Below are 22,401 nucleotides of genomic sequence, written 5' to 3'. Positions count from 1 at the left end.
AGCCTGGGGCAGTTTATCCGGATTTTTTCCGAAAAGCCGAACGTCTTTTCCTACGTTTGTTCGGAATCTCGAATGGCACACCCCCGCATGTGGGAGCGGCCTTGTGTCGCGAAAGGGCCGCAAGGCGGCCCCGGCAATGTGTGCTGTTGCGCCGGGATCCGGGGCCGCTGCGCGCCCCTTTCGCGACACAAGGCCGCTCCCACAAGGCCCGTGCGCGCAACTGGTACGAAACCTGCCTTGCACCCTGTGCGACAAAACAACCATCTCATTAGGAAGAGAGAGAACAATAACGATGAATGTTGCACTGAAAACCTTCGCCCCCAGCGCACTCGCCCTGCTGCTGGTGCTGCCAACCACCGTTTCGGCCAAAGAAGCCGAAACCCAGCAGAAGCTGGCCAACGTGGTCATTCTCGCCACCGGCGGCACCATTGCCGGTGCTGGCGCCAGCGCCGCCAACAGCGCCACCTACCAGGCCGCCAAGGTGGGCGTCGACAAGCTGATCGCCGGCGTACCGGAACTGGCCAACGTGGCCAACGTGCGCGGCGAGCAGGTCATGCAGATCGCCTCTGAGAGCATCTCCAACGACGACCTGCTCAAGTTGGGCAAACGCGTTGCCGAACTTGCCGAAAGCAAGGACGTGGACGGTATCGTCATCACCCACGGCACCGACACCCTGGAAGAAACCGCCTACTTCCTCAACCTGGTGGAAAAGACCGACAAGCCGATCGTGGTCGTCGGTTCGATGCGCCCGGGCACCGCCATGTCCGCCGACGGCATGCTCAACCTGTACAACGCCGTGGCCGTGGCCAGCGACAAGCAGTCGCGCGGCAAGGGCGTGCTGGTGACCATGAATGACGAGATCCAGTCCGGCCGCGATGTGAGCAAGGCGCTCAACATCAAGACCGAAGCCTTCAAGAGCGCCTGGGGCCCGATGGGCATGGTGGTGGAAGGCAAGTCCTACTGGTTCCGCCTGCCGGCCAAGCGCCACACGGTCAACTCCGAGTTCGACATCAAGCAGATCAGCAGCCTGCCGCAGGTGGACATCGCCTATGGCTATGGCAATGTCACCGACACCGCCTACAAGGCGCTGGCGCAGAATGGGGCCAAGGCACTGATCCATGCCGGTACCGGCAACGGTTCGGTGTCGTCGCGGGTAGTGCCGGCGCTGCAGGAACTGCGCAAGAACGGCGTGCAGATCATTCGCTCGTCGCACGTCAACCAAGGTGGTTTCGTGCTGCGCAACGCCGAACAGCCGGATGACAAGAACGACTGGGTCGTGGCCCATGACCTGAACCCGCAAAAGGCGCGGATCCTGGCGATGGTGGCGATGACCAAGACCCAGGACAGCAAGGAGCTGCAGCGGATCTTCTGGGAGTACTGATCACTAGTACCCCCTGAAATGCAAACAGCCCCGCTGCGTGGGCGGGGCCGTTTGCTGTCAGCTAGCCGAATGCCTCAGTGGCTGGTCGGCATCGCGAACTCCGCACCTTTGGCGATGGCTTGCGGCCAGCGCTGCATGATGCTCTTCTGCTTGGTGTAGAAGCGCACCCCTTCCTCACCGTAGGCATGCATGTCGCCGAACAGGCTCTTCTTCCAGCCACCAAAGCCATGCCAGGCCATCGGCACCGGGATCGGTACGTTGATACCGATCATGCCCACCTGGATACGGCGGCCGAACTCGCGGGCGATGTGGCCGTCGCGGGTGTACAGGCTCACGCCATTGCCAAACTCGTGGGCGTTGATCAGGTCGACCGCTTCGGCAAAGTCCTTCACCCGCAGGCAGGCCAGTACCGGGCCGAAGATCTCTTCCTTGTAGATGCGCATGTCCGGGGTGACGTTGTCGAACAGCGTGCCGCCCAGCCAGAAACCGTCACCACAACCTTCGCCAGCCGTCTGGCCGTTGAAGTTGCGGCCATCGACCAGCAGCTTCGCGCCCTCCTTCACGCCTTGCTCGATGTAGCCGGTGATGCGCTCCAGCGCCGCGCGGGTGACGATCGGGCCCATCTCGGCTTCGAGGTTGGTACCGTTCAGCACTTTCAGCTCGCGGGTACGCTCGATCAGCTTGGGCATGACCTTCTCGGCAGTATCGTCACCGACAAACACCGCCACGCTGATCGCCATGCAACGCTCGCCAGCCGAGCCATAGGCGGCACCGATCAGCGCATCGACCACCTGATCGATGTCGGCGTCGGGCATCACCACCAAGTGGTTCTTAGCCCCGCCCAGCGCCTGCACTCGCTTGCCGTGGCGGGCACCGGTTTCGTAGATGTGGTTGGCGATCGGCGTGGAGCCGACGAACGACACCGCCTGCACATCCGGGTGCTCGATCAGCGCGTTGACCGCGTTCTTGTCGCCCTGCACCACGTTGAACACGCCGTCCGGCAGGCCGGCCTGCTTCAGCAGCTCGGCGATGAACAGGCTCGGGCTCGGGTCCAGCGGGCTGGGCTTGAGCACGAAGGTGTTGCCGGTGGCCAGGGCGACCGGGAACATCCACATCGGCACCATCACCGGGAAGTTGAACGGGGTGATGCCGGTGACCACGCCCAGCGGCTGGCGCAGGGTCCAGTTGTCGATGTTGGTGCTGACCTGGTCGGTGAAGTCGGTTTTCAGCAGCTGCGGCGCGCCGCAGGCGAACTCGACGATCTCGATGCCGCGCATCACCTCGCCCTGGGCATCGGTGAACACCTTGCCGTGCTCGGCGGTAATCATGCGGGCCAGGTCGTCGCGGTGCTCGTTGAGCAACGCCAGGAACTTGTTCAGCACCCGCGAACGGCGCAGTGGCGAGAGGTTGCTCCAGGCCGGGAAAGCGGCCTTGGCCGACGCGACGGCGGCGTCCACGTCCTTTTGCGCAGACAGCTGCACCTGGCCGGTGACCACGCCGGTGGCCGGGTTGTAGACCGGTAGTTGCTGGCCGCTGGTGGTCTCGGCCTGAGCGCCGGAGATCCAGTTCATGATGGTTTGGGTCATTGTGGTTATCCGAAAATGGTTGATGGATGCGCCGGCCATGTGGGAGCGGGTTCACCCGCGAAGAAGGCAACTCGGTGCATGGCACCGGCTGCGCCGGTGTTCGCGGCTGAAGCCGCTCCCACAAGGATCGGGGCAGGCTTCCAGCTCTGGCGCAAATCAGTAGATGGCATAGACCTTGCGCACGGTTTCCAGCACGTCCCAGCGGCCGGTCCAGCCTGGCGGCAGGATGATCAGGTCGCCGCCGGTCACTTCCACCACCTCCCGGGTGCTGTCGTCGGTGAGCAGCGCCTTGCCGGAAATGATGTAGGTGAACTCGGTGTCAGGGCGGTCGACCACCGGCCAGCCACCCGGCTGGCACTCCCACACACCGAGGTTGCCGACCGCTTCCGGGGCCTGCTTGCTGATGGCGATCTGAGGGTCCCCCTTGTCTGCGCCGGCACGCTGACCGGCAGGGTTCAGTGGCAGTGCCTTGATGTCGGCGTGCTTGATGATGGTGAACGAAGGCATGGGGTTTCTCCTTGTCAATGGGCGCCGGTGAGCTTTTCCAGCAGCATCGCGGTACGTGAAGGTTTGTGGGTGTAGCGCTCTTCCAGATCACTGAGCGACGCGGCAGCCAGGCCGCTGTTGATGCCGAACCAGCGCAGCGGTTCTGGCTCCCAGGATGGCGAGCGGTGGTTGACCAGGGGCAGCGTGTTGATGTCTTCATCACGCTCGAGAATCAGGTTGCGCAGAATGCGCCCCGCCAGGTTGCTGGTGGCCACGCCGTCACCGACGTAGTTGCCGGCCCAGGCCATGCGCTGGTTGCGGTCGATGCTGACGGTCGGGCACCAGTCGCGGGAAACACCCAGCGCGCCACCCCAGCGGTGGGTGATGCGGGCGTCGCGCAGGGCCGGGAAGAATTCGAGCAGGGTGTCGTGGATCTTGCCGTGGATACTGTCCACCAGGTCGGCCTGCTCGGGCATGCTCGAGCCCCATTTGTAGGGCGCGCCCCGGCCGCCGAACACCAGCCGGCCTTCGGCGGTGACCTGGCCGTATACGCGCAGGTGGCGCATGTCGTTGAACGCCAGGCGGTGGTCGAGGTTGAGCCGGGCCAGCAGTTCACGCGGCAACGGCTCGGTGGCCAGCACCAGCGAATACAGCGGGATGACGAAACGCGACTTGCCCGGCTGTTGCGAAGTGAATGCCTCGGTGGCCCGCACGGTCATACCGGCACGTACCGAACCATGTTCGGTGTGCACCACGCCCGGGGTCATCTGGGTGACCGCCGACTGCTCGTAGATTGTCGCGCCCAGGCTTTCGACCAGCTTGGCCAGGCCACGCACCAGCTTGCCGGGGTGGATGAGCGCGCAGTGTTCGGTGTAGAGGCCGCCAAGGGTGCCTTGGGCACCGGTCCGGGCCTGGGCTTCGGCTGCCTCCAGCACTCGCCACTGGTCGGGCAGCCCGAAGCGCGCCGAAGATTCCACGGCCGCACGCGCCCGCGCCATCTGCGGGGCGCTGCGGGCCAGAGAGAGGAAGCCCTGCTTGGCATAGTCGGCATCGACCCCTTCCAGCGCCAGCACCCGGCCGATCTCGTCGACCGTTGCGTTCATCGCAGCCTGCAGGTGCAAGGCCGCATGGTGGGAATACAGTTGCTCCACCCGGTGCAGGGAAATCGGGAAGATCGCCGAGGCCCAACCGCCGTTGCGGCCCGAGGCGCCGAAGCCGACGGCGTTCTTTTCCAGCAGTACCACGCGCAGCGACGGGTCGCTCTTGAGCAGGTAGTAGGCGGTCCATAACCCCGTGTACCCGGCACCGACGATCACCACATCGGCATCGGCCACGCCGTCCAGCCGGGCCCGTGGCGCGCTCGGGGCAAACCATAGCGGTTTGTTGGGTAACAGGGACAAATCGGATTTCGCTGACATGCTGGTGGCTTCCCGTTGGCGTTTGCGACTGGTGTAGAGGGCTTCGTCTTGTCAGTAGTGACCAGTGCGTGTTGGCCTGAGGTTATGCGGGGTTGGCGGGGGGTGGTATCGACCATTTTCAATAGACGGAGCCATCAGCCATACAAATGTATGAACGATCATCAGCATTTGCAGTTGCGCGGTACCTGTGGGAGCGGGCATGCCCGCGAACACCGGCAAAGCCGGTGCCATCCACCGCGTCGCCTGCTTCGCGGGCGCGCCCGCTCCCACAGGGACGGCGCGGGCTTCGAGTTGGCGCTGAACCTGTGGGAGCGGGTTCACCCGCGAAGAGGCCCTCGAGCTCAATCACGGCTGCCGCTTCATTTAAACAAAGCCCAGGTACCCGCCAGACACCCGGCACCGACCCATTCGCGGGTGAAACCCACACAGGGAATGTGCAACGTATGAGTATGCTGCTAACTACCTGCCCCCCCAGCCAACGCGACACATCTGCGTGCCAAAATCATGGTGGGGTCCACCAGGGCAACCGTCCTGCCACTCAGCTCATAAGCATCACAGTGGCTGAGCACCAGCGGCAGTTCCGTACAGCCCAGAATCAGCACCGTCGCCCCCACTTCCGAGAGATGCTCGGCCGCAATCAGCAACTGGTCCCGACACAGTCCTTCAGTGAAGCCAGCCTTGATGCCCCGCTCACCGTAAATGGCCTCCATGACCAGCTTCTGGTAATCCGGCGCCGGCACAACAATCTCAAGCCCGGCGCGGCTCGCTGCCTGGTGATAGACCTGGCTGGCGACGGTGCCTGACGTCGCCAGCAGGCCGACCGACTTGTCGCGGCCGTATGTTTGCCTTATCCAGTCGATCGTCTCGGTGAGCATGTTGACGATTGGCACGCGCAGGTGCTCCTGGATGCGTTCAACAAACGCGTGAGCGGTATTGCACGGGATTGCAATTGCGTTGGCACCGGCGCTTTCCAGGCGCTTGCAGGTCGCGTACATGGCCATCGTCGGGTCGGTTTCATCATTCAGCAGGCTGGCCGTGCGGTCCGGAATTTGCGGGTTCTGCTCGACCACCATCTTGATATGGTCCTGATCCCGGCCCGCAGGCGTACCGGCAACCACCTTGCCCATGAAATCCACCGTCGCTGCAGGGCCGACACCACCCACGATACCCAGCTTGAAAGGCAGTTCACGGGGCGCACTTGAGCCTTGGGTCGCAAACGTGGCGTAGAGCTCATTGATATCCAGTGCGGCAATGCCACGGCGCTGCAGGTCGGCGCACACCAGCGAAAGCTCGGTCATACCCGGCACGACCAAGGTGGCACCCTGTGCCTGCACTGACAGGCATGCCTGGTACACGGACTCCAGAGGCACGCCATTCAGGTGCCCATCCTTGATGCCGTTGACGCCATACATGGCCTCCATCAGCGCGACCTGCGCTTGCGCGTCGGGGTACACCACATCGTACTGGCAGCCCAACGCTTGTTCGAAGAGCCCGGAATGGCGCACATAATCCGAAGCAAGCACACCGAGTGTACTGCCTGGCTCCGCGACCTGACGGATGTGTCGCACCAAGGCTTCCATCATGTCAAGTACCGGAATCCCCAGCTCTTCCTGGATCTGTGCGCGGAACGTCTGGCTGGCAAAGCAAGGCAGCATGATCGCATCCACACCGCTCGCTTCGAATGACCTGCACACCTCGAAAACGTAGAACTTTCGCGAGGTCATGCTTGCGCTTGCGTCCAGAGGCAGCAGCACATCCTTGAAGGGATGTTGCTCGAGCAGGAAATGAAAACGCCCCTGGTCCTCCAGCACCGCCCGCGACTTCACAAGCTTGTAGAAAAGGTCGCCCCCCGCGAGCGAACCAAGCCCGCCGACAATCCCGATCGTGTGGGCAAAAGCTTGTGGACCGGCTGCCTTCTTCGACTTCATGAGCAAACTCCTCAGGCGGCCGATACCGGGCGGTCGAGGGTGGACGCCTCGCTTGCCGCTTCCGGCTCGGTCTGTGGCTCTGATTTGGCGATCACTGCCGTGGCAATGCTGTTGCCCACGACGTTGGTAGCGGTACGCGCCATGTCGAGGAACTGATCGATACCGATGATCAACAGCAGGCCAGCCTCAGGCAGGTTGAACATCGGCAAGGTCGCAGCGACCACCACCACCGACGCCCGCGCCACGCCCGCCATGCCCTTGCTGGTAATCATCAGTGTCAAAAGGATCAACACCTGCTGGGTGAAACTGAGGTCGATGTTGTATGCCTGGGCGATGAACATGATGGCGAACGCCTGGTACATCATCGAACCGTCGAGGTTGAACGAGTAGCCCAACGGCAGGACGAAGCTGGACACGCGTTTCGGCGCACCGAACTTCTCGAGCGCTTCCATCGTTTTCGGGTAGGCCGCCTCGCTGCTGGCCGTGGAGAACGCCAGCAGCACAGGCTCGCGAATCAGTTTGCCGAGCGTGAAAACAGACTTGCCCAGGCACAAGTAACCCGCACCGAACAGCACTGCCCACAGCAGCAGGATGCCCAGGTAGAACTCGACAATGAGCTTGCCATAGTCGACCAGCAGCCCCAGGCCTTGAGTAGTGATTGCCGAAGCGATCGCTGCAAAAACCCCGATCGGTGCAAATGCCATGACATAGTCAGTGATGCGAAACATCACTTTCGCAAGTTCATCGATGCAGTCCACAATCTTTGTATGGCCGGCCCGATTGACGCCAGCCAGAGCGAAGCCGAAGAACAAAGAGAAGACCACAATTTGAAGTATTTCATTATTAGCCATGGCCTCGGCAATACTGCGAGGGAATACATGACTGATAAATACCTTGAGGCTGAAGTCACCCGTATTCACCGGGGCTGTAACGACATCAGCGTGCTGCGCGACCTGCAAGTTGATGCCAGCGCCTGGTTCGAACAGGTTGACCAGCGCCATGCCGATCGCCAGTGAAATGGCCGAAGCGCAGACGAACCAGGCCATGGCACGAAAGCCGATGCGGCCGACCGAACGCGAATTGCCCATGCTTGCGATCCCGCCGACAAGTGTGGCGAACACCAGCGGCGCAATGATCATTTTGATCAGACGCAGAAAGATGTCCGTCACCATGGAGAAGTAGGCTGCCATCTGCCTGGCGTCCTGTTCGCTGCCTGCGAAATGATGACATGCCCAGCCGACGACTACGCCCAAGGCGATACCTATCGCAATTCGGCGCGGAAGCTTATTGTTTTTCACGATGTTTTCCTCAAGTTATTTTCTATTTTTTCTACTTGGCAGGATTGGAATAAAGACAGGAACAGCAACTCGCCAGGAGAGTGCTGGAGACAAGTTTATCGCCGCAAAAAAACAAGTTGATGAGTAATAGGGCTGACCCTATGCGTTTTCGGAATAGTTTATAGGCATCGCTGTCGAGGCTTGTGCGAACACGCTTACACTGAGCGCCTGGCGAAGGAGATCAGCAATGCAAATCAAGTGGCTGGACGACCTCATGGCGATCGCCGAGTGGAAGAATTTTTCTCGCGCCGCCGAGGTGCGATGCGTTACACAGTCCGCGCTCTCCAGGAGAATCCGCTCGCTCGAAGAGTGGGTGGGTGTCGAGCTGGTTGATCGTGCCACCTACCCGGTACAGCTCACGCCCGCCGGCCAGACCTTCTGCGCTGAAGCCCGCCAGGCGCTCGCCGCCTTGATGGCACTGCGCGCCGACCTGAGGGACGTGAAACGGATGCCAGGGCGCTCGATCCAGATCACGGCAGCCCACAGCCTGTCCATGACGTTCTTGCCGAAATGGCTCAGCCAGTTCCAGCAGCAAAACGAGCGCTTCAATGCCCGGGTAGTGGCGGCCAACATCAATGACGCCGTCATCGCCCTTGAAGAAGGCAGCTGCGACCTGATGATTGTCTACCATCATCCGCTTACCCCCATCTCCCTGGACCCTGAGCGCTTCGGTAGCCTGGCACTCGGCCATGATGCATTTATCCCCGTGTGTGCGCCCGACGCGCAGGGCAAGCCGATGTTCCGGCTTTGCGCAGGCAAGAAGCCTATTCCGCACCTGGCGTACACCGCCACGACATTCCTGGGGAAAGTGGCAGACGTCGTCATTCGCAACGCACCTGAAGTCGCCCCTCTGGAACGCTGCTATGAGGCCGATATGGCGATGCTGCTGGTTCGCATGGCTGTCGAGGGCTATGGGGTAGCCTGGCTGCCCCACAGTGCTGTGAATGACGAGCTGGAAAGAGGGTTGCTCGTGCAGGCTGGAGGCGCCGAATGGAGCACGCGCCTGGAGATCCGCTCGTACTGCTCGCTGTTGAATCAGAACCCTACGATGAGAAGCCTGTGGAATACCCTGGATAACGCTGCGCACGGATCGGCCCAGGCTTGAGCACAGTTTTCGCCTGACAAGCTGTTGCGAAATTACTTACAGTGAAATACTGTATGTGCATACAGCAAAAACAAGGAAACACTTGTGTCCAGCACCGCCTCCGCCACCCCGAGCAGCTATGAACAACTGGGTATGCGCATCCAGAAGATCATCAACAGCCCCACTGCCCAGCGCAGCCGCGCGGCGCTGATCTTTCGCCTGGAACAGGAAGCCCCGGAAGACTGGGAAACCCTGCTCGAGGAAATCGCCGAAAACGATAACGTCACCCTCGCCCACCGCGACGATGGCGGTGTGCAGATTTTCTGGACCGTGCCGAAGGAAGACTGACCGCGTATTCAACCTCAGGCCAACGCCTGCAGGTAGGCGCTGGCTTCGCGGTAACGCGCCAGCCGCGCCAGGTCGGTGGGGCCTGGGCAGGGGATGCGCGAAAGGTCGCTGTTGTCGGCCAGGTCGGCCAGCTTGACGGTGCGTGCCAGCGGGTCACCGCCCAGGCGCACCACGAAGTCCTGGTAGGCCTCGCCCTCACGGCGGCTGAGCGCCAGCAAGGCGGCAAGGATTTTCAGCGCGAAACCCTCGCGCGCCAGGTCGGACAGGGTCAGCGGGGTGTCTTCGATCACATCGTGAAGCACCGCGACAATCCGTTGTTCGGTTGTGGAAACCCGCATCATCACGCGTAGCGGGTGGAGGATATAAGCAGCCCCACCCTTGTCGTATTGCCCTTCATGCGCCCTGGCGGCCACGGCAATGGCCCGCTCCAGTGTAGACATGAGGCCCTCCCCGTTCGGCTTCTTCCTGCCAAGCATAGCCAAAACTGTGCGGACAATGTCTAGCGCGCGTGTGACTGTGCCGCGCCGACCTTGCACAAGCGGCCTTGTGGAAGCCGTGTGGGAGCGGCCTTGTGTCGCGAAAGGGCCGCATAGCGGCCCCGGCAAGTGCAGGGTTCAAAATTCTGGGGCCGCTGCGCAGCCCTTTCGCGACACAAGGCCGCTCCCACAAAAGTCCGCGCCTGCAGAAACCGGGTTTAGCGCGCTGCGCCGTGCTGGATCACCACCGAGTCGGTACCCAGCTTGGCCATCACCTCGGCCTTGCGTGCTTCGGCTTCCTCACGGCTGGGGAACGGCCCCATCAGCACCACCGGCTTGCCGTCGCGGTACTCCACCGAGGACGGGATGCCCTTTTCGATCAGGCGCGCGGTCATGTCGCTGAGCGCGCCCATGTTGGCGCCCTGGATCACTTCCACATCCCAGCCTTGCGGGGCCGGCTGGCCTGCCAGGGCTTCGGCGCGACGCTGCAGCTCGGCGCCGCCACACATCTCGCGGATGCGCAGGTTGTTGCCGCTGTCGTCGACGATGATTTCGTATTGGCCATCGCGCTTGATCGCCACGTAGCTGCGGTAGGCTTCGTACTGCCCGGCATCATCCTTGCCGCGGACCTGGCCGCAGATGGTGCCCTGGGTGTCGATCCGCACGTTGCCGAACTTGGCGGTCTTGGGGTTGTGCAGGTGTTCGGCCACCTGTTTGTGCACGCCTTCGACCTCGTTCTCACAGCCCGCCAGGGCGAGCACTGCCATTACCACAGCCAGTTTGCGCACGCGTGTACCTCCAGATTCGAAGGCGCGGATTCTAGCACGCCCTCCCCGGGCAAGGACCGCGACCATACGTTACACCGTGCAACCAGTGGCCATGCACCTCAGGCAGTCATGGCATGCCTTGCCTTGTCATGACGGCAGCAGATCCAAGGTCCGTTGGAGCTCATCGAGGTCGATGCGGAAGCCGCTGCCATCAGGTATCCCGACCACAAAGCCGAAATGCTGTTGATCGCGATCAGTCAGGTACTTGTAGAAGCAGACAAAGCGATCAGGTGGCTGCAGCGTCAGCACCGAAGCGCCGGGCGACAGCACATTCATACCGTGGATGAGCTGGCTGCCTTCGACGCCCACCACTACCCTCGCCCCGGCACAGGTTTCCACGATGGTTGCCAGGTCGCACTTCAAAGGGGCAAGGATGCGAAAGCCGCGATGTTTTTGCAGATGTTCGGCAATCTGTAGTTCGTTGTGCAGCAGGCGCGGATCCCCATCACCGCCCCGCAAGATGAAAACCCCCGGGTGGGACTGGTAATTTACCCGCGACAACAACTTTTGGCCCATGGCGCGGTATCGCTCGGACTGGTTTGTGTTGTGGCTGAAGTCATCGAACAGCACCAACTCTCGAAAAAAGGCCGTGTGCAGCCGAAGCGGATGCATGCCAAGCCATTCTTCGTACTGCGCAGCCTGGGAAAAAAGGGGGAACCTGCCCGAGGGTGCCGTGGTGACCGGCACGCCTTCGTTACGGGCCAAAGCATATGTGACGCAATCCTCGGCCAGCCACGTTCCAAACCAGCGGTTGCCGTAACGTGAACAATAAGCGGCCCCACGCTCGATCTCTTGCTCCACCACGATTCGCGGCAACCCGTTGGGCCGGTCAGACAGCCAGAAGCTGGCATTGTTCTTGTACAGTGCGCCATCGATCAGAATGACGTCCTTGATCAGATAGCCCCTGGTAGGGGCCTGTGCGACGCTGCCCAGCCCCTCCATGGTCCGCCGCGGATGCTCGAAAGGAAAGAAACGTTTCGCTTCCCAGCCGGTCACTCGCTCCAACTGATTCGGCAGAAAGAAAGCGGGAGGCGCTGGGGTGACCTCGGCCGGGGCGATATCCCAGGTCCTGACCGCAAGGTTCTTCAGGTTCTCCGACGGCTTTCGTACCAGCCGCTTTCTTGCGAGGTACTTGTATGCGGCCAAGCTCCAGCTTTTATGGTCGGATCCCTTCGTGTCTACATCCGAAATGTCGTTCATCATGCAGCGCTCTCATTGAAAGGCTATCTTTCGCGCTCAGTTGCACACTACTTTTTCCAGAATGGGCGGGGACTGGAAGTGAGCATATCGATCACGCAAGTTCTCCAGTAGCAGTTCGCCAGGCGCTTTCGCACAGTAAATGTATATCTTGAATAATCCACCGAAGACCATTTCACGATAGCGATCGACAATTTCCTCGTCACTTGCCCCATCCGGCAAACCCAGATGCAGTGTGAGCCTGCTGTTCTCGACGGCAAATAACGGGAATTCCCAGAGAAACTTGGCGATGCCGGTCTTCGGCAGCCGGACGAACATGTAAGCCTGGTTGCCCAAGGTATCCACATCACCGCCGCGCCGGCGCTTCCATTTCAAAAGCCCATCGTCCGGACGTGCCAGACATTGGCCGATATCGTAATAATCGAAACCCTGCTCGATGGCCCATTCCAGGGCCATGAAGGTAGTGATCGAGTTGACCTCGCGCAGTCGTTTTGGGTCATTGAAGACGGCCTCCGGGTAGCCAAAGCGAAGCGTGCTCCAATAGCGCTTGCCGGCCCGGGTTATTACACAACCGAAATGACAGGCTACAACCTCCTCGCCTTTCATCACGAGGTCGAGCCGGCCAACGGTCTTGGCGATGCGCAACACTTCCTGGGAGTCGAATTGTTTGGCATGCAGGCCATGCCGCGCCTGGGCATAAGGCTGCAACATTTCCCGGTCGGCCTTGCCAATCTCCTCGTCGGTCAGCACCTGCTGCATGCGGTACAGTGGCCGACACTTGCGGATGTTGCGGCGCAGTTCACCGTCGTAGCGGGCGATGATCTCTTCCAGCGGACGCCCCAAGGGGATGATGGCACTCAGGTAATGGGGCACGTACAGGGCACCTGCACTGGGCATCTCGCTAATCAACACCCTATGGGACGCGGCGCCAGGCTGTTGCGTGCCATCGCCGGATTTGGTGTCGGCCTCGGGTTTACCGCCGATGAGCAACTTGGCCATCTCCTTGCGGCTCTTTCGACCCACATATAAGACTTCGTAGTCGTTACTTGTCTGCAGCCGAAACCTGGTAATTTCCCAGCGCCACAAACACGCGCGCCCCATTATATCCTGGGCCCAAGTCAAGAACTTTCTTATTTCGAAGCGCATCGACGGCGTTATGAGCTTTCGTATGTGCTCTCTCATTTCATGTCCTTGGAGCTTATCCAGTTAACAGGCAATAAGCGCTGCCAAATAAACACGCAATAATCTTTGGCACTTAAACGCCTTGGGCCACCATATACCAAAAGATTAAAGATCTGCGAAAAAGATCTGTCAAGACACGCTTAACCATTGATTATTCAATGATTAGCCAGTGAAAACTGTATGTTTTATGGCGCCATTTTTTCTACTTGTGAATATGGCGAAAGATAACAACGGCATACCTGACCGTGCGGCCTCAGGGGCCGCCTGATGCAGCCTCCCCTCCCAGGCGCTGGAACCTTTTGCAGCCCATGTGTCTACCGACCACACGCTCACCTGCCTGCGCCTTCACGGCCCAATCAGGTGAACAGGCTGGTTATCATTTCACCGAAAAAGACGCCGATCAGCAGGGCAGGCAGTACTACAACCTCGCGCTTCAGGTCCAGCAGACCCAGTTTGCGGTTGACAGGAAAAATCAGGAAAAGCGTGAAGAAGGTATGCAGCGCCACACCCCAGATGGCATAGCTCACGCCACCGATGGCCATGAGGACCGGCAGTAGGATAAACAGCGAAACGACCCGGATGATGTTGTCCATCGCCACGTATTTGGTAAGCCCCAGGGCCAACCAGAGCTGGTGTGCCAGCGTGAAGCGCAAGGTGAAAAGAGAGAGCGAGAGAATGGCCATGGTATTGCCGGCGCCGGCATAACGGTCGTCGTACAGCCAACTGATCAACAGCGGGCTGGCAGTCAGCAAAAAACCGCAAGCGAACAGCGAGGTCAGGTCAAACAGCACCCTGGAACGGTAGTAAAGGCTGCGCACCCGCTCTTTGTCGCCACTTCTCGTTGCCTCACTGAAGGCCGGCAAGGCGACTGCCCCCGCCAGCCGCAGCAGGACCGACTGAATGGCCCCGAGGATGGCGACAGCGATGGAATAGACCCCTAGTTCCGCGACCGACATACTTCCGCCGAACCAGATCCGGTCACCCTGCATCGCCAGCACCCCTACGGAGGATGACAACAAGATCCAGCGCCCGTAATCGAACACCTCGCGCAGCGCGGCGGGGTCCCATCGCAGGCGGTTGCGCGGCCCCTGGAAGACCAGGTGACTGAGTACGGTGAAAACCAGTGTGCTCAGCAGCCCCGCCGCCACCAATGACCAGATGGAGCGGGTGAGATAGCCTGCCACGAGCATCACGATCAAACCGACAAACTGTGCAATCAGTTCGGCGATCACTACCTTCTTCTGCTGGAAGACACGGATGGCCACATCGACCTTGGGCGACTGGAAGCCATAGATGATCGCGGCGAACCCAGACAACGCCAGCACCATCGGTAGCTCTGGAGCGGCGTAGGTGGAATGGGCCGGCCACAGTTCGATGTACTGCGTGAATTTTGCCCCCAGGGCCAATAGCAACGTCAGAAGGAACAGCACAAACCCACGGATGACTTGCACCGTCCACACGGTATCGAGAAACAGCGGTTCGTCGCCGCGCGAGCTCTGAATGACGTTCGGCCGCAGTCCAACATCGGAAAGCAGTTGCAGCACCACTGCAACAGTGGTGGCAATGGCCATCACGCCGAACATTTCCGGCACGAGCAAGCGGGTGATAACCAGATTGCCGCCCAGCCGCATGACCTGGGAAGCAAAGACAGCGAGAAGGTTCAACGCACTGGCCAACATGGCTCGTTTGCGCAGGCTCAACGGAAGCGACACATCAATCGAAGGCATAGCCGCATCTCTGACCCCATCGCTAGAGACTCACTATAGTCGCAATTCGCTATGCGGTTATCCGACGAGGCTGTAGCGCGCGAAGTCGCCCTTCGTTGGGCACGACAAAAACAAAAGGGCGACCCCTTGGGGTCGCCCTTTTGATGCCCGGAAACCGGGACTTTTGTTTGGTAGGCACAATTGGACTCGAACCAACGACCCCCACCATGTCAAGGTGGTGCTCTAACCAACTGAGCTATGTGCCTGTCGTGTGGTGCGCATATTAGTGATCGAATGCGTACCTGTAAAGCGTTTTTTTGAGAAAAATCAAAAACTTTCGAGTTTTCTACACATGGGGCCGCCTTGCCGGAGCACGGCACTGGTCGGATGGGCTGCGCACCAGCCCCTGGCCGCATAAAATCACAATGAAAAAAGGGGTGACCCTTTCGGATCACCCCTTCTTCGATTTGGTAGGCACAATTGGACTCGAACCAACGACCCCCACCATGTCAAGGTGGTGCTCTAACCAACTGAGCTATGTGCCTGTCGTGTGGTGCGCATTCTACCCATTCCAAAGACCATGTCAATACTTTTTTTCGCGCTAACCTACTGAATCTTAAACTCTTTATAGAAAGGCGCGCTGACGGGGACCGAGTAAAGGTTTTTCAACGGACGACTAGCGGGTGTTTATTATTATTGATAGCATCGGTACATTCGTTAAAAATATAAAACACGAGGTTCCTGCAGCATGGCTAACACCCCCTACCCCCAGTCCTACTACGCCGCCTCGGCCAACCCGGTGCCGCCACGTCCGGCGCTGCAGGGTGAGGTGGAAACCGATGTGTGCATCATCGGCGCCGGCTACACCGGCCTGTCCAGCGCCCTGTTCCTGCTGGAGAACGGCTTCAAGGTGAGCATCGTCGAAGCGGCCAAGGTCGGCTTCGGCGCATCGGGCCGCAACGGTGGCCAGATCGTCAACAGCTACAGCCGCGACATCGACGTCATCGAACGCACCGTCGGCCCCAAGCAGGCTCAGCTGCTGGGCCAGATGGCCTTCGAAGGCGGGCGCATCATTCGTGAGCGCGTGGCCAAGTACAACATCCAGTGCGACCTGAAGGACGGTGGCGTGTTCGCTGCCCTCACCAGCAAGCAGATGGGCCACCTTGAGTCGCAAAAGCGCCTGTGGGAACGCTTCGGTCACAACCAGCTGGAGCTGATGGACCAGAAGCGCATCCGCGAAGTGGTCGCCTGCGACAACTATGTGGGCGGCATGCTGGACATGAGCGGCGGCCACATCCACCCGCTGAACCTGGCCCTGGGCGAAGCCGCCGCGGTCGAATCGCTGGGCGGCATCATCTATGAACAAACCCCGGCCGTACGCATCGAGCGTGGCGCCAACCCGGTGGTGCATACCCCGCAGGGCAAGGTCCGCGCCAAGTTCATCATCGTCGCCGGCAACGCCTACCTGGGCAACCTGGTGCCGGAACTGGCCAGCAAGTCCATGCCATGCGGCACCCAGGTGATCACCACCGAGCCGCTGGGCGACGAACTGGCGCGCACTCTGCTGCCACAGGACTACTGCGTCGAGGACTGCAACTACCTGCTCGACTACTACCGCCTGACCAGCGACAAGCGCCTGATCTTCGGTGGCGGCGTGGTGTACGGCGCGCGTGACCCGGCCAACATCGAGGCGATCATCCGTCCGAAGATGCTCAAGGCCTTCCCGCAGCTGCAGAACGTGAAGATCGACTACGCCTGGACCGGCAACTTCCTGCTGACCCTGTCGCGCCTGCCGCAGGTTGGCCGTATCGGCGACAACATCTACTACTCCCAGGGCTGCTCGGGTCACGGCGTGACCTACACCCACCTGGCGGGCAAGGTGCTGGCCGAGGCCATGCGCGGCCAGGCCGAGCGCTTCGACGCCTTCGCCGGCCTGCCGCACTACCCGTTCCCGGGTGGCCAGATGCTGCGTGTGCCGTTCAGCGCCATTGGTGCCTGGTACTACAGCCTGCGCGATCGCCTGGGCTTCTGATGTAGCCAGGGCTGGCCTCTTCGCGGGTAAACCCGCTTGTGTCTTGATGAGGGATTAAAATCTGGAGTGAGAGCGGTGAATGACAAGCTGAATGCCGCAGGTGCCATGAGCACGAGTGGGAGCACAAGCTGTCATTCACCGTTCCACTTTGGCGAGAGCCCGAACAGTTGGATGCGGCTCTGATCTCGAATCACAAGCGTGGGCCAAGCCAAAGTCCTCTCACAGTGTTGAGTTTAGGAGGGTTTGGTGATGGCGTCCTTCCTGGGTATTGATGTTTCCAGTCGATCACTCGATGCGCTGGTGCGGCCACAAGGCATAAAAATCCATGTGAGCAATGATCGGGCAGGCTTCGAGGAGCTGCAGCGAAGCCTTGGCGGGCGCAGTATCAAGCGCGTTTTGCTGGAGGCCACGGGCGGCTACGAGCGAGATGTCATGCATTTCTTGCAGGATGGCGGCTACAAAGTCATACGCGTCAATCCCAAGCGAGCCCGAGCGTTCGCAGAATCCATCGGCGTCAAAGCCAAGACCGACGCCATCGATGCCGAAGTACTGGCCCACTACGCTGAGGTCATTCCAGACCAGTCCACCCTGCGGATCAGCCCGGAACGTGCGCTGTTGCGGGAATTGCTGCAGCAACGTGATCGGCTGGTTCAGCAGCGTGATGACGATCTGAGGCGCCTGAAACAGGCGCAGTCCCGCGTGGTGTCCGACTTTCTGAAAGCCAACCTCCAGCACTTCAAATCGCAGATCAAGCTGGTTGAGCAAGCGATCAGCCAGCAAGCGGAAGCCCTGAAAGATGAACGGGTTACTCAGCTGGTCCAGGTCAAAGGCATTGGGCTGGTTACGGCGGGCAAGCTGGTAACGCTTCTGCCAGAACTGGGGCGTGTCGAGTCTAGAGAAATAGCCTCATTGGTCGGGGTGGCGCCCTTCAACCACGACAGCGGAAAATTCGTGGGCAAGCGCTCTATCTCAGGCGGGCGGTTTGAGGCCAGGCGATCGTTGTACATGTCATGCCTTGTGGCGATGAAGTACAACCCAGCACTCAAGGCTCGTTATGAGGCACTGCGCGAACGAGGAAAAGTTGCCAAGGTCGCTATCGTAGCCTGTATGCGGGTATTCCTCGTACGGCTCAATGCCATGCTCAGGACTGGCGAGCCTTGGCTGGATCTGGTCTTGCCACAGCCTAAGCGGACCTAGATCAGGAAACCGACGTAATTCATATGAGAGCGGGCTTGCCCACCAAGCCAATACCGCGCTGGATGGCACGGGCTTCGCCCGTGTTCGCGGGACAAGCCCGCTCCCACAGGTGACGCGCTAGATTTTAGAAATTGAGCAAGACAGTTGCTCCCACAGGGATATCACTGGACCTGAGGGCAGCGGGTTTCCTGTGGGAGGTGCTGGCCGAGGCCGTGCGTGGCCAGGCCGAGCGCTTCGACGCCTTCGCCGGCCTGCCGCACTACCCGTTCCCGGGTGGCCAGATGCTGCGCGTGCCGTTCAGCGCCATTGGTGCCTGGTACTACAGCCTGCGCGATCGCCTGGGCTTCTGATGTAGCCAGGGCTGGCCTCTTCGCGGGTAAACCCGCTCCCACAGGGATATCACTGGACCTGAGGGAAGCGGGTTTCCTGTGGGAGGTGCTGGCCGAGGCCGTGCGTGGCCAGGCCGAGCGCTTCGACGCCTTCGCCGGCCTGCCGCACTACCCGTTCCCGGGTGGCCAGATGCTGCGCGTGCCGTTCAGCGCCATTGGTGCCTGGTACTACAGCCTGCGCGATCGCCTGGGCTTCTGATGTAGCCAGGGCTGGCCTCTTCGCGGGTAAACCCGCTCCCACAGGGATATCACTGGACCTGAGGGCAGCGGGTTTCCTGTGGGAGCGGGTTCACCCGCGAAAGGGCCGGTACAGACAAAGCTATTTATTCAGGCTACTCACGGCCTGCTTCGCCGCAATCTCCTGCCCCGCCCGCGCCAGTTCATCCGCAGCCTGCAACCAGCGCTGGCGGTCCACCTGGGCCGGCAATTGCCGCGGTTGCTGCACCAGCACCGCCCAACTCCCAAGCTTCGCCCACGCCGAGGCAAAGTCATCGAACGCCATCAGCTGCCGCCGGTGCATGCCCGAGCGCAACAGCACCCGCTGCTTGTAGCGGTCGTAGCCGATCAGCACGGCATAGCGTGGCTCGCTCCACCAGGCCGAACCATCCTCGTAACGCAGCAGCACCGGGTTGCCCGCTGCCACCTGGGTCAACAGTGCGTCCAGCTGCTTGTCCAGCGGATACACCACCATGCCGTAGTCGCGCGCCACCCGGGGGATGCCGGTGTCCAGCGCCTCGGCGCCCTGGGGCAGGTTCAGCGGCTTGTCCAGCAGCCCCGGCGTGATCGGAGCCCCCTGTTGCGACAGCACCGCCGCCAATGCCATGGCCCCGCTGTGGTTGGCGTTGCCACGGTAGAACGGCACGCTGCTGATCTCGACCCGCTGCGGCAAACCCTTGAGGTTGGCGGAGGGTACGCTGGCACAACCGGCCAGGCTGGCCGCTACCAGGCAGGCCGCCAGCAGCCGACGAGGGATGGTCTTGAAGGAAGGTTGCTGCATGGACACTCGCTTGCTCCAACGCCGGGCAGGCAGCGCCCGGCTCTGGCCACCGATCATAGGTCGGACAGCGGCGCGGGTATAGTCCGACACCGGTTAGGAGCAAATCGGACCAAGCAATAGACCTTTGGTCAATGGAACGTCACAGGCGAGAGACTAGACTAAAGCAGTGTCTGGAAGGCCAGCGTCGGCGACCGAGCGCGGCCCGTAGAGATGGAGGCACAGATGAGCCTGACCATGGCAATCCTCATGCTGGTGGGCATGTGGCTGAGCGTTGCAGCCGCCATGCTATGGGGTGTACTGCGTATCGTGCGGCGTCACTCCCACCACCACCTGCCACCGCAGGCCCCCGCCAAGCCACAGCCTGTGCGCCGGGCGCGGCGGCATGCCGGGGTGCACTGATTCATAGCTTTCGGAGGCCCATTCGCGGGTGAACCCGCTCCCACAAGGCCCTCCACTGCCTTCAGAAGTGGCGGGGACCTGTGGGAGCGGGTTCACCCGCGAATGGGGCGCAAGCGCCCCGCTTTTCTTGCATCAACCTTCAGCCGCTTCGCGCTTCAACCGCGCCCGACGGGCCAGGATGTTGAGGATCTCGATCGCCGTCGAGAAGGCCATGGCCGCGTATACATAACCCTTCGGTACATGGGCACCGAAACCTTCGGCGATCAGCGTCATGCCGATCATGATCAGGAAGCCCAGGGCCAGCATCACCACGGTCGGGTTGTCGTTGATGAAGTTGGCCAACGGGTCGGCGGCCACCATCATGACGATCACGGCAGTGATAACGGCAATGATCATGATCGGCAGGTGCTCGGTCATGCCCACGGCGGTGATGATGCTGTCGACCGAGAAGACGATGTCCAGCAACAGGATCTGGAAGATCGCCGCGGCAAAGCCCAGGGTAACCGTCGACGACACCTTGGCTTCTTCCTTGGCCCCGTGCGGGTCGACGTTCTCGTGGATTTCCTTGGTCGCCTTCCACAGCAGGAACAGGCCACCGGCAATCAGGATCACGTCCTTCCAGGAGAAGGCATTGCCGAACACTTCGAACACCGGGTCGGTCAGCTGGACAATCCAGGCCACCGTGCTGAGCAACGCCAGGCGCATGACCAAGGCCATGCTGATACCGATACGGCGCGCCTTGGAGCGGTACTCCACCGGCAGCTTGTTGGTCAGGATGGAGATGAAGATCAGGTTGTCGATGCCCAGCACGACTTCCATGGCTACCAGCGTAGCCAGGGCAACCCAGGCGGTAGGGCTAGCGACGAGTTCCAGCAAGTATTCCATTGTTCAAATCCTGCAGCAGCGGTTGGGGGTCAGATTTCCTGGGTGTCTTCTTTCTTGTCGGCGTCCTTGGGCTTGTGCCCTTCGCTGCCGATGGCCTCGCTCAACGCCTGCTGTGCGGCCTTGTTGGTGTCGTCGATGGCCTGCTTGGCCGACTGTGCGGCTTGGTCGAGCATCTGCTGGGCGGATTTCTCGGCCTGCTCGCAACCGGCCAGGGTGAACAGGGCCAAGGCCAGCACCAGCGGCGTGCCGATGGATTTGAGTTGCAGCATAGGTTCCTCGCTTTTCATGTTCCGGCGGCGCACACGGCGCCTGATGGAGTCGTATTCTAAAGAGCGCAACACATCCGGAAAATTCGTATTTTCAGCGGTTATACTTCGGTTTTTACGATTCCGGAAACATACCGATGCTCAACTATCGGCAGTTGCACTACTTCTGGGCCGTGGCCAAGACCGGCAGCATCGCCCGTGCCAGCGAACAGTTGAACCTGACCCCGCAAACCATCAGCGGGCAGATCAGCCTGCTGGAACAGACCTACGGCCTGGAGTTGTTCCAGCGCGTGGGGCGCCAGCTGGAACTGACCGAAACAGGGCGCCAGACGCTGATCTATGCCGAGCAGATGTTCCAGCTGGGTAACGAGCTGGAGGCCATGCTGCGGGCCGGCCCGCAGGAGCAGATCCTGTTCCGCGTGGGCGTGGCGGACGTGGTGCCCAAGTCCATCGTCTACCGCCTGCTGGCACCGACCATGGAGCTGGACGACGTGCTGCGTATCAACTGCCGCGAGGACAAGCTCGAACGGCTGCTGGCCGACCTGGCGATCCAGCGCCTGGACCTGGTGATTTCCGACAGCCCCATGCCCAGCCACCTGGACATCAAGGGCTATAGCCAGAAACTGGGCGAGTGTGGGTTGAGCTTCTTCGCCACCCCGGCGCTGGCACAACGCCTGGAAGGCCCCTTCCCCGCCTGCCTGCAGGATGCGCCATTGCTTATCCCCGGGCAGGAAACCGTGGTACGCAGCCGCCTGCTGCGCTGGCTGGGTGAGCAGCAGGTGCAGCCACGGATCGTCGGCGAGTTCGATGACAGTGCCTTGATGCAGGCGTTCGGGCAGTCGGGCAGCGGCATCTTCGTCGCGCCCAGCGTGATCGCCGAGGAAGTGTGCCGCCAGTACGGCGTGGAGCTGATCGGGCAGACCGAGGCGGTGCACGAGTCGTTCTATGCCATTTCGGTGGAGCGCAAGGTCAAGCACCCGGGGATCGTGGCGATTACCGAGGGGGCGCGACGAGAGTTGTTTCATTGGTAGCAGGCAGATTTGACGCCTCCCGCGTTTCAATGGTCATATGCCCGCCAGTTTCAGGTGCCCTGCGCCGCCGCGCGCAGGGTGAAACGGGAAGCCGGTGCGTCGTGTTGCCCACGACAAGTCCGGCGCTGCCCCCGCAACGGTAAGCGAGCGAACCCTTCGAGATACCACTGTGCACACGCATGGGAAGGTGAAGGTTTCATGCCCCTCGCAAGCCCGGAGACCGGCCTGAAGCTTCACTTGGCAACCCGC

The 22,401-nt window shown here is 61.0% G+C and carries 21 protein-coding genes, 2 tRNA genes, 2 pseudogenes and 1 riboswitch; of the genes and pseudogenes, 9 read left to right on the top strand and 16 right to left on the bottom strand.

The window, feature by feature from the left end; genetic code table 11:
* Positions 1-292: 292 nt before the first annotated feature.
* On the top strand, positions 293-1,381 hold the full coding sequence (locus ABX298_RS20245) for an asparaginase (RefSeq protein ID WP_367393536.1): 1,089 nt from the start codon (positions 293-295) through the stop codon (positions 1,379-1,381).
* A gap of 74 nt (positions 1,382-1,455) precedes the next feature.
* Here the strand turns inward: ABX298_RS20245 and ABX298_RS20240 are convergent, their stop codons facing one another.
* The 5 genes from ABX298_RS20240 to ABX298_RS20220 form a co-directional block, all read right to left on the bottom strand.
* Positions 1,456-2,967, bottom strand: a complete 1,512-nt coding sequence (locus ABX298_RS20240; protein ID WP_367393535.1) for a CoA-acylating methylmalonate-semialdehyde dehydrogenase — start codon at positions 2,965-2,967, stop codon at positions 1,456-1,458.
* A 156-nt stretch (positions 2,968-3,123) separates the two neighbouring features.
* The gene (locus tag ABX298_RS20235) at positions 3,124-3,474 is read right to left on the bottom strand and encodes a cupin domain-containing protein (protein ID WP_025338531.1); all 351 of its coding nucleotides are present in this window, start codon (positions 3,472-3,474) and stop codon (positions 3,124-3,126) included.
* A 14-nt stretch (positions 3,475-3,488) separates the two neighbouring features.
* Positions 3,489-4,871 (bottom strand): FAD-binding oxidoreductase, encoded by a 1,383-nt coding sequence (locus ABX298_RS20230; protein WP_075044729.1) that lies wholly within the window; start codon positions 4,869-4,871, stop codon positions 3,489-3,491.
* A 455-nt stretch (positions 4,872-5,326) separates the two neighbouring features.
* Positions 5,327-6,799 (bottom strand): aspartate/glutamate racemase family protein, encoded by a 1,473-nt coding sequence (locus tag ABX298_RS20225; protein WP_367393534.1) that lies wholly within the window; start codon positions 6,797-6,799, stop codon positions 5,327-5,329.
* A gap of 11 nt (positions 6,800-6,810) precedes the next feature.
* On the bottom strand, positions 6,811-8,097 hold the full coding sequence (locus ABX298_RS20220) for a dicarboxylate/amino acid:cation symporter (protein ID WP_075044726.1): 1,287 nt from the start codon (positions 8,095-8,097) through the stop codon (positions 6,811-6,813).
* Positions 8,098-8,323: 226 nt separating this feature from the next.
* On the opposite strand from ABX298_RS20220, the gene ABX298_RS20215 reads away from it, so the two are divergent.
* Positions 8,324-9,241, top strand: a complete 918-nt coding sequence (locus ABX298_RS20215) for a LysR substrate-binding domain-containing protein (RefSeq protein ID WP_075044725.1) — start codon at positions 8,324-8,326, stop codon at positions 9,239-9,241.
* Between the two features lie 84 nt (positions 9,242-9,325).
* On the top strand, positions 9,326-9,568 hold the full coding sequence (locus tag ABX298_RS20210) for a DUF1654 domain-containing protein (protein ID WP_075044724.1): 243 nt from the start codon (positions 9,326-9,328) through the stop codon (positions 9,566-9,568).
* Between the two features lie 14 nt (positions 9,569-9,582).
* Here the strand turns inward: ABX298_RS20210 and ABX298_RS20205 are convergent, their stop codons facing one another.
* From ABX298_RS20205 to ABX298_RS20170, 8 genes are all read right to left on the bottom strand, one after another.
* The gene (locus ABX298_RS20205; protein WP_003260953.1) at positions 9,583-10,008 is read right to left on the bottom strand and encodes an HD domain-containing protein; all 426 of its coding nucleotides are present in this window, start codon (positions 10,006-10,008) and stop codon (positions 9,583-9,585) included.
* Positions 10,009-10,262: 254 nt separating this feature from the next.
* On the bottom strand, positions 10,263-10,832 hold the full coding sequence (locus tag ABX298_RS20200; RefSeq protein ID WP_025338525.1) for an SPOR domain-containing protein: 570 nt from the start codon (positions 10,830-10,832) through the stop codon (positions 10,263-10,265).
* 126 nt (positions 10,833-10,958) lie between these two features.
* On the bottom strand, positions 10,959-12,074 hold the full coding sequence (locus ABX298_RS20195) for a glycosyltransferase 61 family protein (RefSeq protein ID WP_367393533.1): 1,116 nt from the start codon (positions 12,072-12,074) through the stop codon (positions 10,959-10,961).
* 33 nt (positions 12,075-12,107) lie between these two features.
* The gene (locus ABX298_RS20190) at positions 12,108-13,067 is read right to left on the bottom strand and encodes a hypothetical protein (protein WP_367393532.1); all 960 of its coding nucleotides are present in this window, start codon (positions 13,065-13,067) and stop codon (positions 12,108-12,110) included.
* A 43-nt stretch (positions 13,068-13,110) separates the two neighbouring features.
* A complete protein-coding gene (locus tag ABX298_RS20185; protein WP_350059728.1) occupies positions 13,111-13,185 on the bottom strand; it encodes a hypothetical protein in 75 nt (24 codons plus the stop codon).
* Positions 13,186-13,606: 421 nt separating this feature from the next.
* Positions 13,607-14,977, bottom strand: coding sequence for an oligosaccharide flippase family protein (locus tag ABX298_RS20180; RefSeq protein WP_274120234.1), 1,371 nt, complete (start codon positions 14,975-14,977; stop codon positions 13,607-13,609).
* A 168-nt stretch (positions 14,978-15,145) separates the two neighbouring features.
* Positions 15,146-15,222 (bottom strand) — tRNA-Val (locus tag ABX298_RS20175).
* Positions 15,223-15,424: 202 nt separating this feature from the next.
* A tRNA-Val gene (locus ABX298_RS20170) sits at positions 15,425-15,501 on the bottom strand.
* Between the two features lie 203 nt (positions 15,502-15,704).
* Between ABX298_RS20170 and ABX298_RS20165 the strand changes: the two genes are divergently transcribed.
* The 4 genes and pseudogenes from ABX298_RS20165 to ABX298_RS20150 form a co-directional block, all read left to right on the top strand.
* Entirely contained in the window at positions 15,705-16,988 is a 1,284-nt protein-coding gene (locus ABX298_RS20165) for an FAD-binding oxidoreductase (protein WP_025338521.1), read from the top strand.
* Positions 16,989-17,237: 249 nt separating this feature from the next.
* Entirely contained in the window at positions 17,238-18,185 is a 948-nt protein-coding gene (locus ABX298_RS20160) for an IS110 family transposase (RefSeq protein ID WP_367393531.1), read from the top strand.
* Between the two features lie 194 nt (positions 18,186-18,379).
* Positions 18,380-18,535: pseudogene (locus tag ABX298_RS20155) on the top strand (gamma-glutamylputrescine oxidoreductase); the annotation flags it as partial.
* Positions 18,536-18,617: 82 nt separating this feature from the next.
* Positions 18,618-18,773, top strand: a pseudogene (locus ABX298_RS20150) (gamma-glutamylputrescine oxidoreductase); the annotation flags it as partial.
* A gap of 120 nt (positions 18,774-18,893) precedes the next feature.
* Here ABX298_RS20150 and ABX298_RS20145 read toward each other — a convergent pair.
* Entirely contained in the window at positions 18,894-19,628 is a 735-nt protein-coding gene (locus ABX298_RS20145) for a peptidase C39 family protein (protein WP_367393530.1), read from the bottom strand.
* 165 nt (positions 19,629-19,793) lie between these two features.
* Between ABX298_RS20145 and ABX298_RS20140 the strand changes: the two genes are divergently transcribed.
* Positions 19,794-19,970, top strand: coding sequence for a hypothetical protein (locus ABX298_RS20140; protein ID WP_167506588.1), 177 nt, complete (start codon positions 19,794-19,796; stop codon positions 19,968-19,970).
* Between the two features lie 132 nt (positions 19,971-20,102).
* On the opposite strand, the gene ABX298_RS20135 is transcribed toward ABX298_RS20140, so the two are convergent.
* Positions 20,103-20,855, bottom strand: a complete 753-nt coding sequence (locus ABX298_RS20135; RefSeq protein WP_003260907.1) for a TerC family protein — start codon at positions 20,853-20,855, stop codon at positions 20,103-20,105.
* A 29-nt stretch (positions 20,856-20,884) separates the two neighbouring features.
* Complete coding sequence (locus tag ABX298_RS20130; RefSeq protein ID WP_025338519.1) at positions 20,885-21,124, bottom strand: hypothetical protein; 240 nt, start codon at positions 21,122-21,124, stop codon at positions 20,885-20,887.
* A gap of 134 nt (positions 21,125-21,258) precedes the next feature.
* On the opposite strand from ABX298_RS20130, the gene nhaR reads away from it, so the two are divergent.
* Entirely contained in the window at positions 21,259-22,152 is an 894-nt protein-coding gene (gene nhaR / locus ABX298_RS20125) for a transcriptional activator NhaR (protein WP_085692103.1), read from the top strand.
* Between the two features lie 35 nt (positions 22,153-22,187).
* Positions 22,188-22,396: riboswitch (cobalamin riboswitch) on the top strand.
* The last annotated feature ends 5 nt before the right edge of the window (positions 22,397-22,401 follow it).

It is taken from the genome of Pseudomonas sp. X4, assembly GCF_040784925.1.
Taxonomy (GTDB): Bacteria; Pseudomonadota; Gammaproteobacteria; order Pseudomonadales; family Pseudomonadaceae; genus Aquipseudomonas; species Aquipseudomonas putida_Z.
Note: the sequence above shows the minus strand (reverse complement) of the source record. Positions and strands in the feature narration are given on the sequence as shown.

Bases quoted from the DNA above. Each gene is read 5' to 3' on its own strand.
- ABX298_RS20245 (WP_367393536.1), top strand. From the start codon at position 293: ATGAATGTTGCACTGAAAACCTTCGCCCCCAGCGCACTCGCCCTGCTG.
- ABX298_RS20240 (WP_367393535.1), bottom strand. From the start codon at position 2,967: ATGACCCAAACCATCATGAACTGGATCTCCGGCGCTCAGGCCGAGACC.
- ABX298_RS20235 (WP_025338531.1), bottom strand. From the start codon at position 3,474: ATGCCTTCGTTCACCATCATCAAGCACGCCGACATCAAGGCACTGCCA.
- ABX298_RS20230 (WP_075044729.1), bottom strand. From the start codon at position 4,871: ATGTCAGCGAAATCCGATTTGTCCCTGTTACCCAACAAACCGCTATGG.
- ABX298_RS20225 (WP_367393534.1), bottom strand. From the start codon at position 6,799: ATGAAGTCGAAGAAGGCAGCCGGTCCACAAGCTTTTGCCCACACGATC.
- ABX298_RS20215 (WP_075044725.1), top strand. From the start codon at position 8,324: ATGCAAATCAAGTGGCTGGACGACCTCATGGCGATCGCCGAGTGGAAG.
- ABX298_RS20205 (WP_003260953.1), bottom strand. From the start codon at position 10,008: ATGTCTACACTGGAGCGGGCCATTGCCGTGGCCGCCAGGGCGCATGAA.
- ABX298_RS20195 (WP_367393533.1), bottom strand. From the start codon at position 12,074: ATGATGAACGACATTTCGGATGTAGACACGAAGGGATCCGACCATAAA.
- ABX298_RS20190 (WP_367393532.1), bottom strand. From the start codon at position 13,067: ATGGCCAAGTTGCTCATCGGCGGTAAACCCGAGGCCGACACCAAATCC.
- ABX298_RS20180 (WP_274120234.1), bottom strand. From the start codon at position 14,977: ATGCCTTCGATTGATGTGTCGCTTCCGTTGAGCCTGCGCAAACGAGCC.
- ABX298_RS20165 (WP_025338521.1), top strand. From the start codon at position 15,705: ATGGCTAACACCCCCTACCCCCAGTCCTACTACGCCGCCTCGGCCAAC.
- ABX298_RS20160 (WP_367393531.1), top strand. From the start codon at position 17,238: ATGGCGTCCTTCCTGGGTATTGATGTTTCCAGTCGATCACTCGATGCG.
- ABX298_RS20145 (WP_367393530.1), bottom strand. From the start codon at position 19,628: ATGATCGGTGGCCAGAGCCGGGCGCTGCCTGCCCGGCGTTGGAGCAAG.
- ABX298_RS20140 (WP_167506588.1), top strand. From the start codon at position 19,794: ATGAGCCTGACCATGGCAATCCTCATGCTGGTGGGCATGTGGCTGAGC.
- ABX298_RS20135 (WP_003260907.1), bottom strand. From the start codon at position 20,855: ATGGAATACTTGCTGGAACTCGTCGCTAGCCCTACCGCCTGGGTTGCC.
- ABX298_RS20130 (WP_025338519.1), bottom strand. From the start codon at position 21,124: ATGCTGCAACTCAAATCCATCGGCACGCCGCTGGTGCTGGCCTTGGCC.
- nhaR (WP_085692103.1), top strand. From the start codon at position 21,259: ATGCTCAACTATCGGCAGTTGCACTACTTCTGGGCCGTGGCCAAGACC.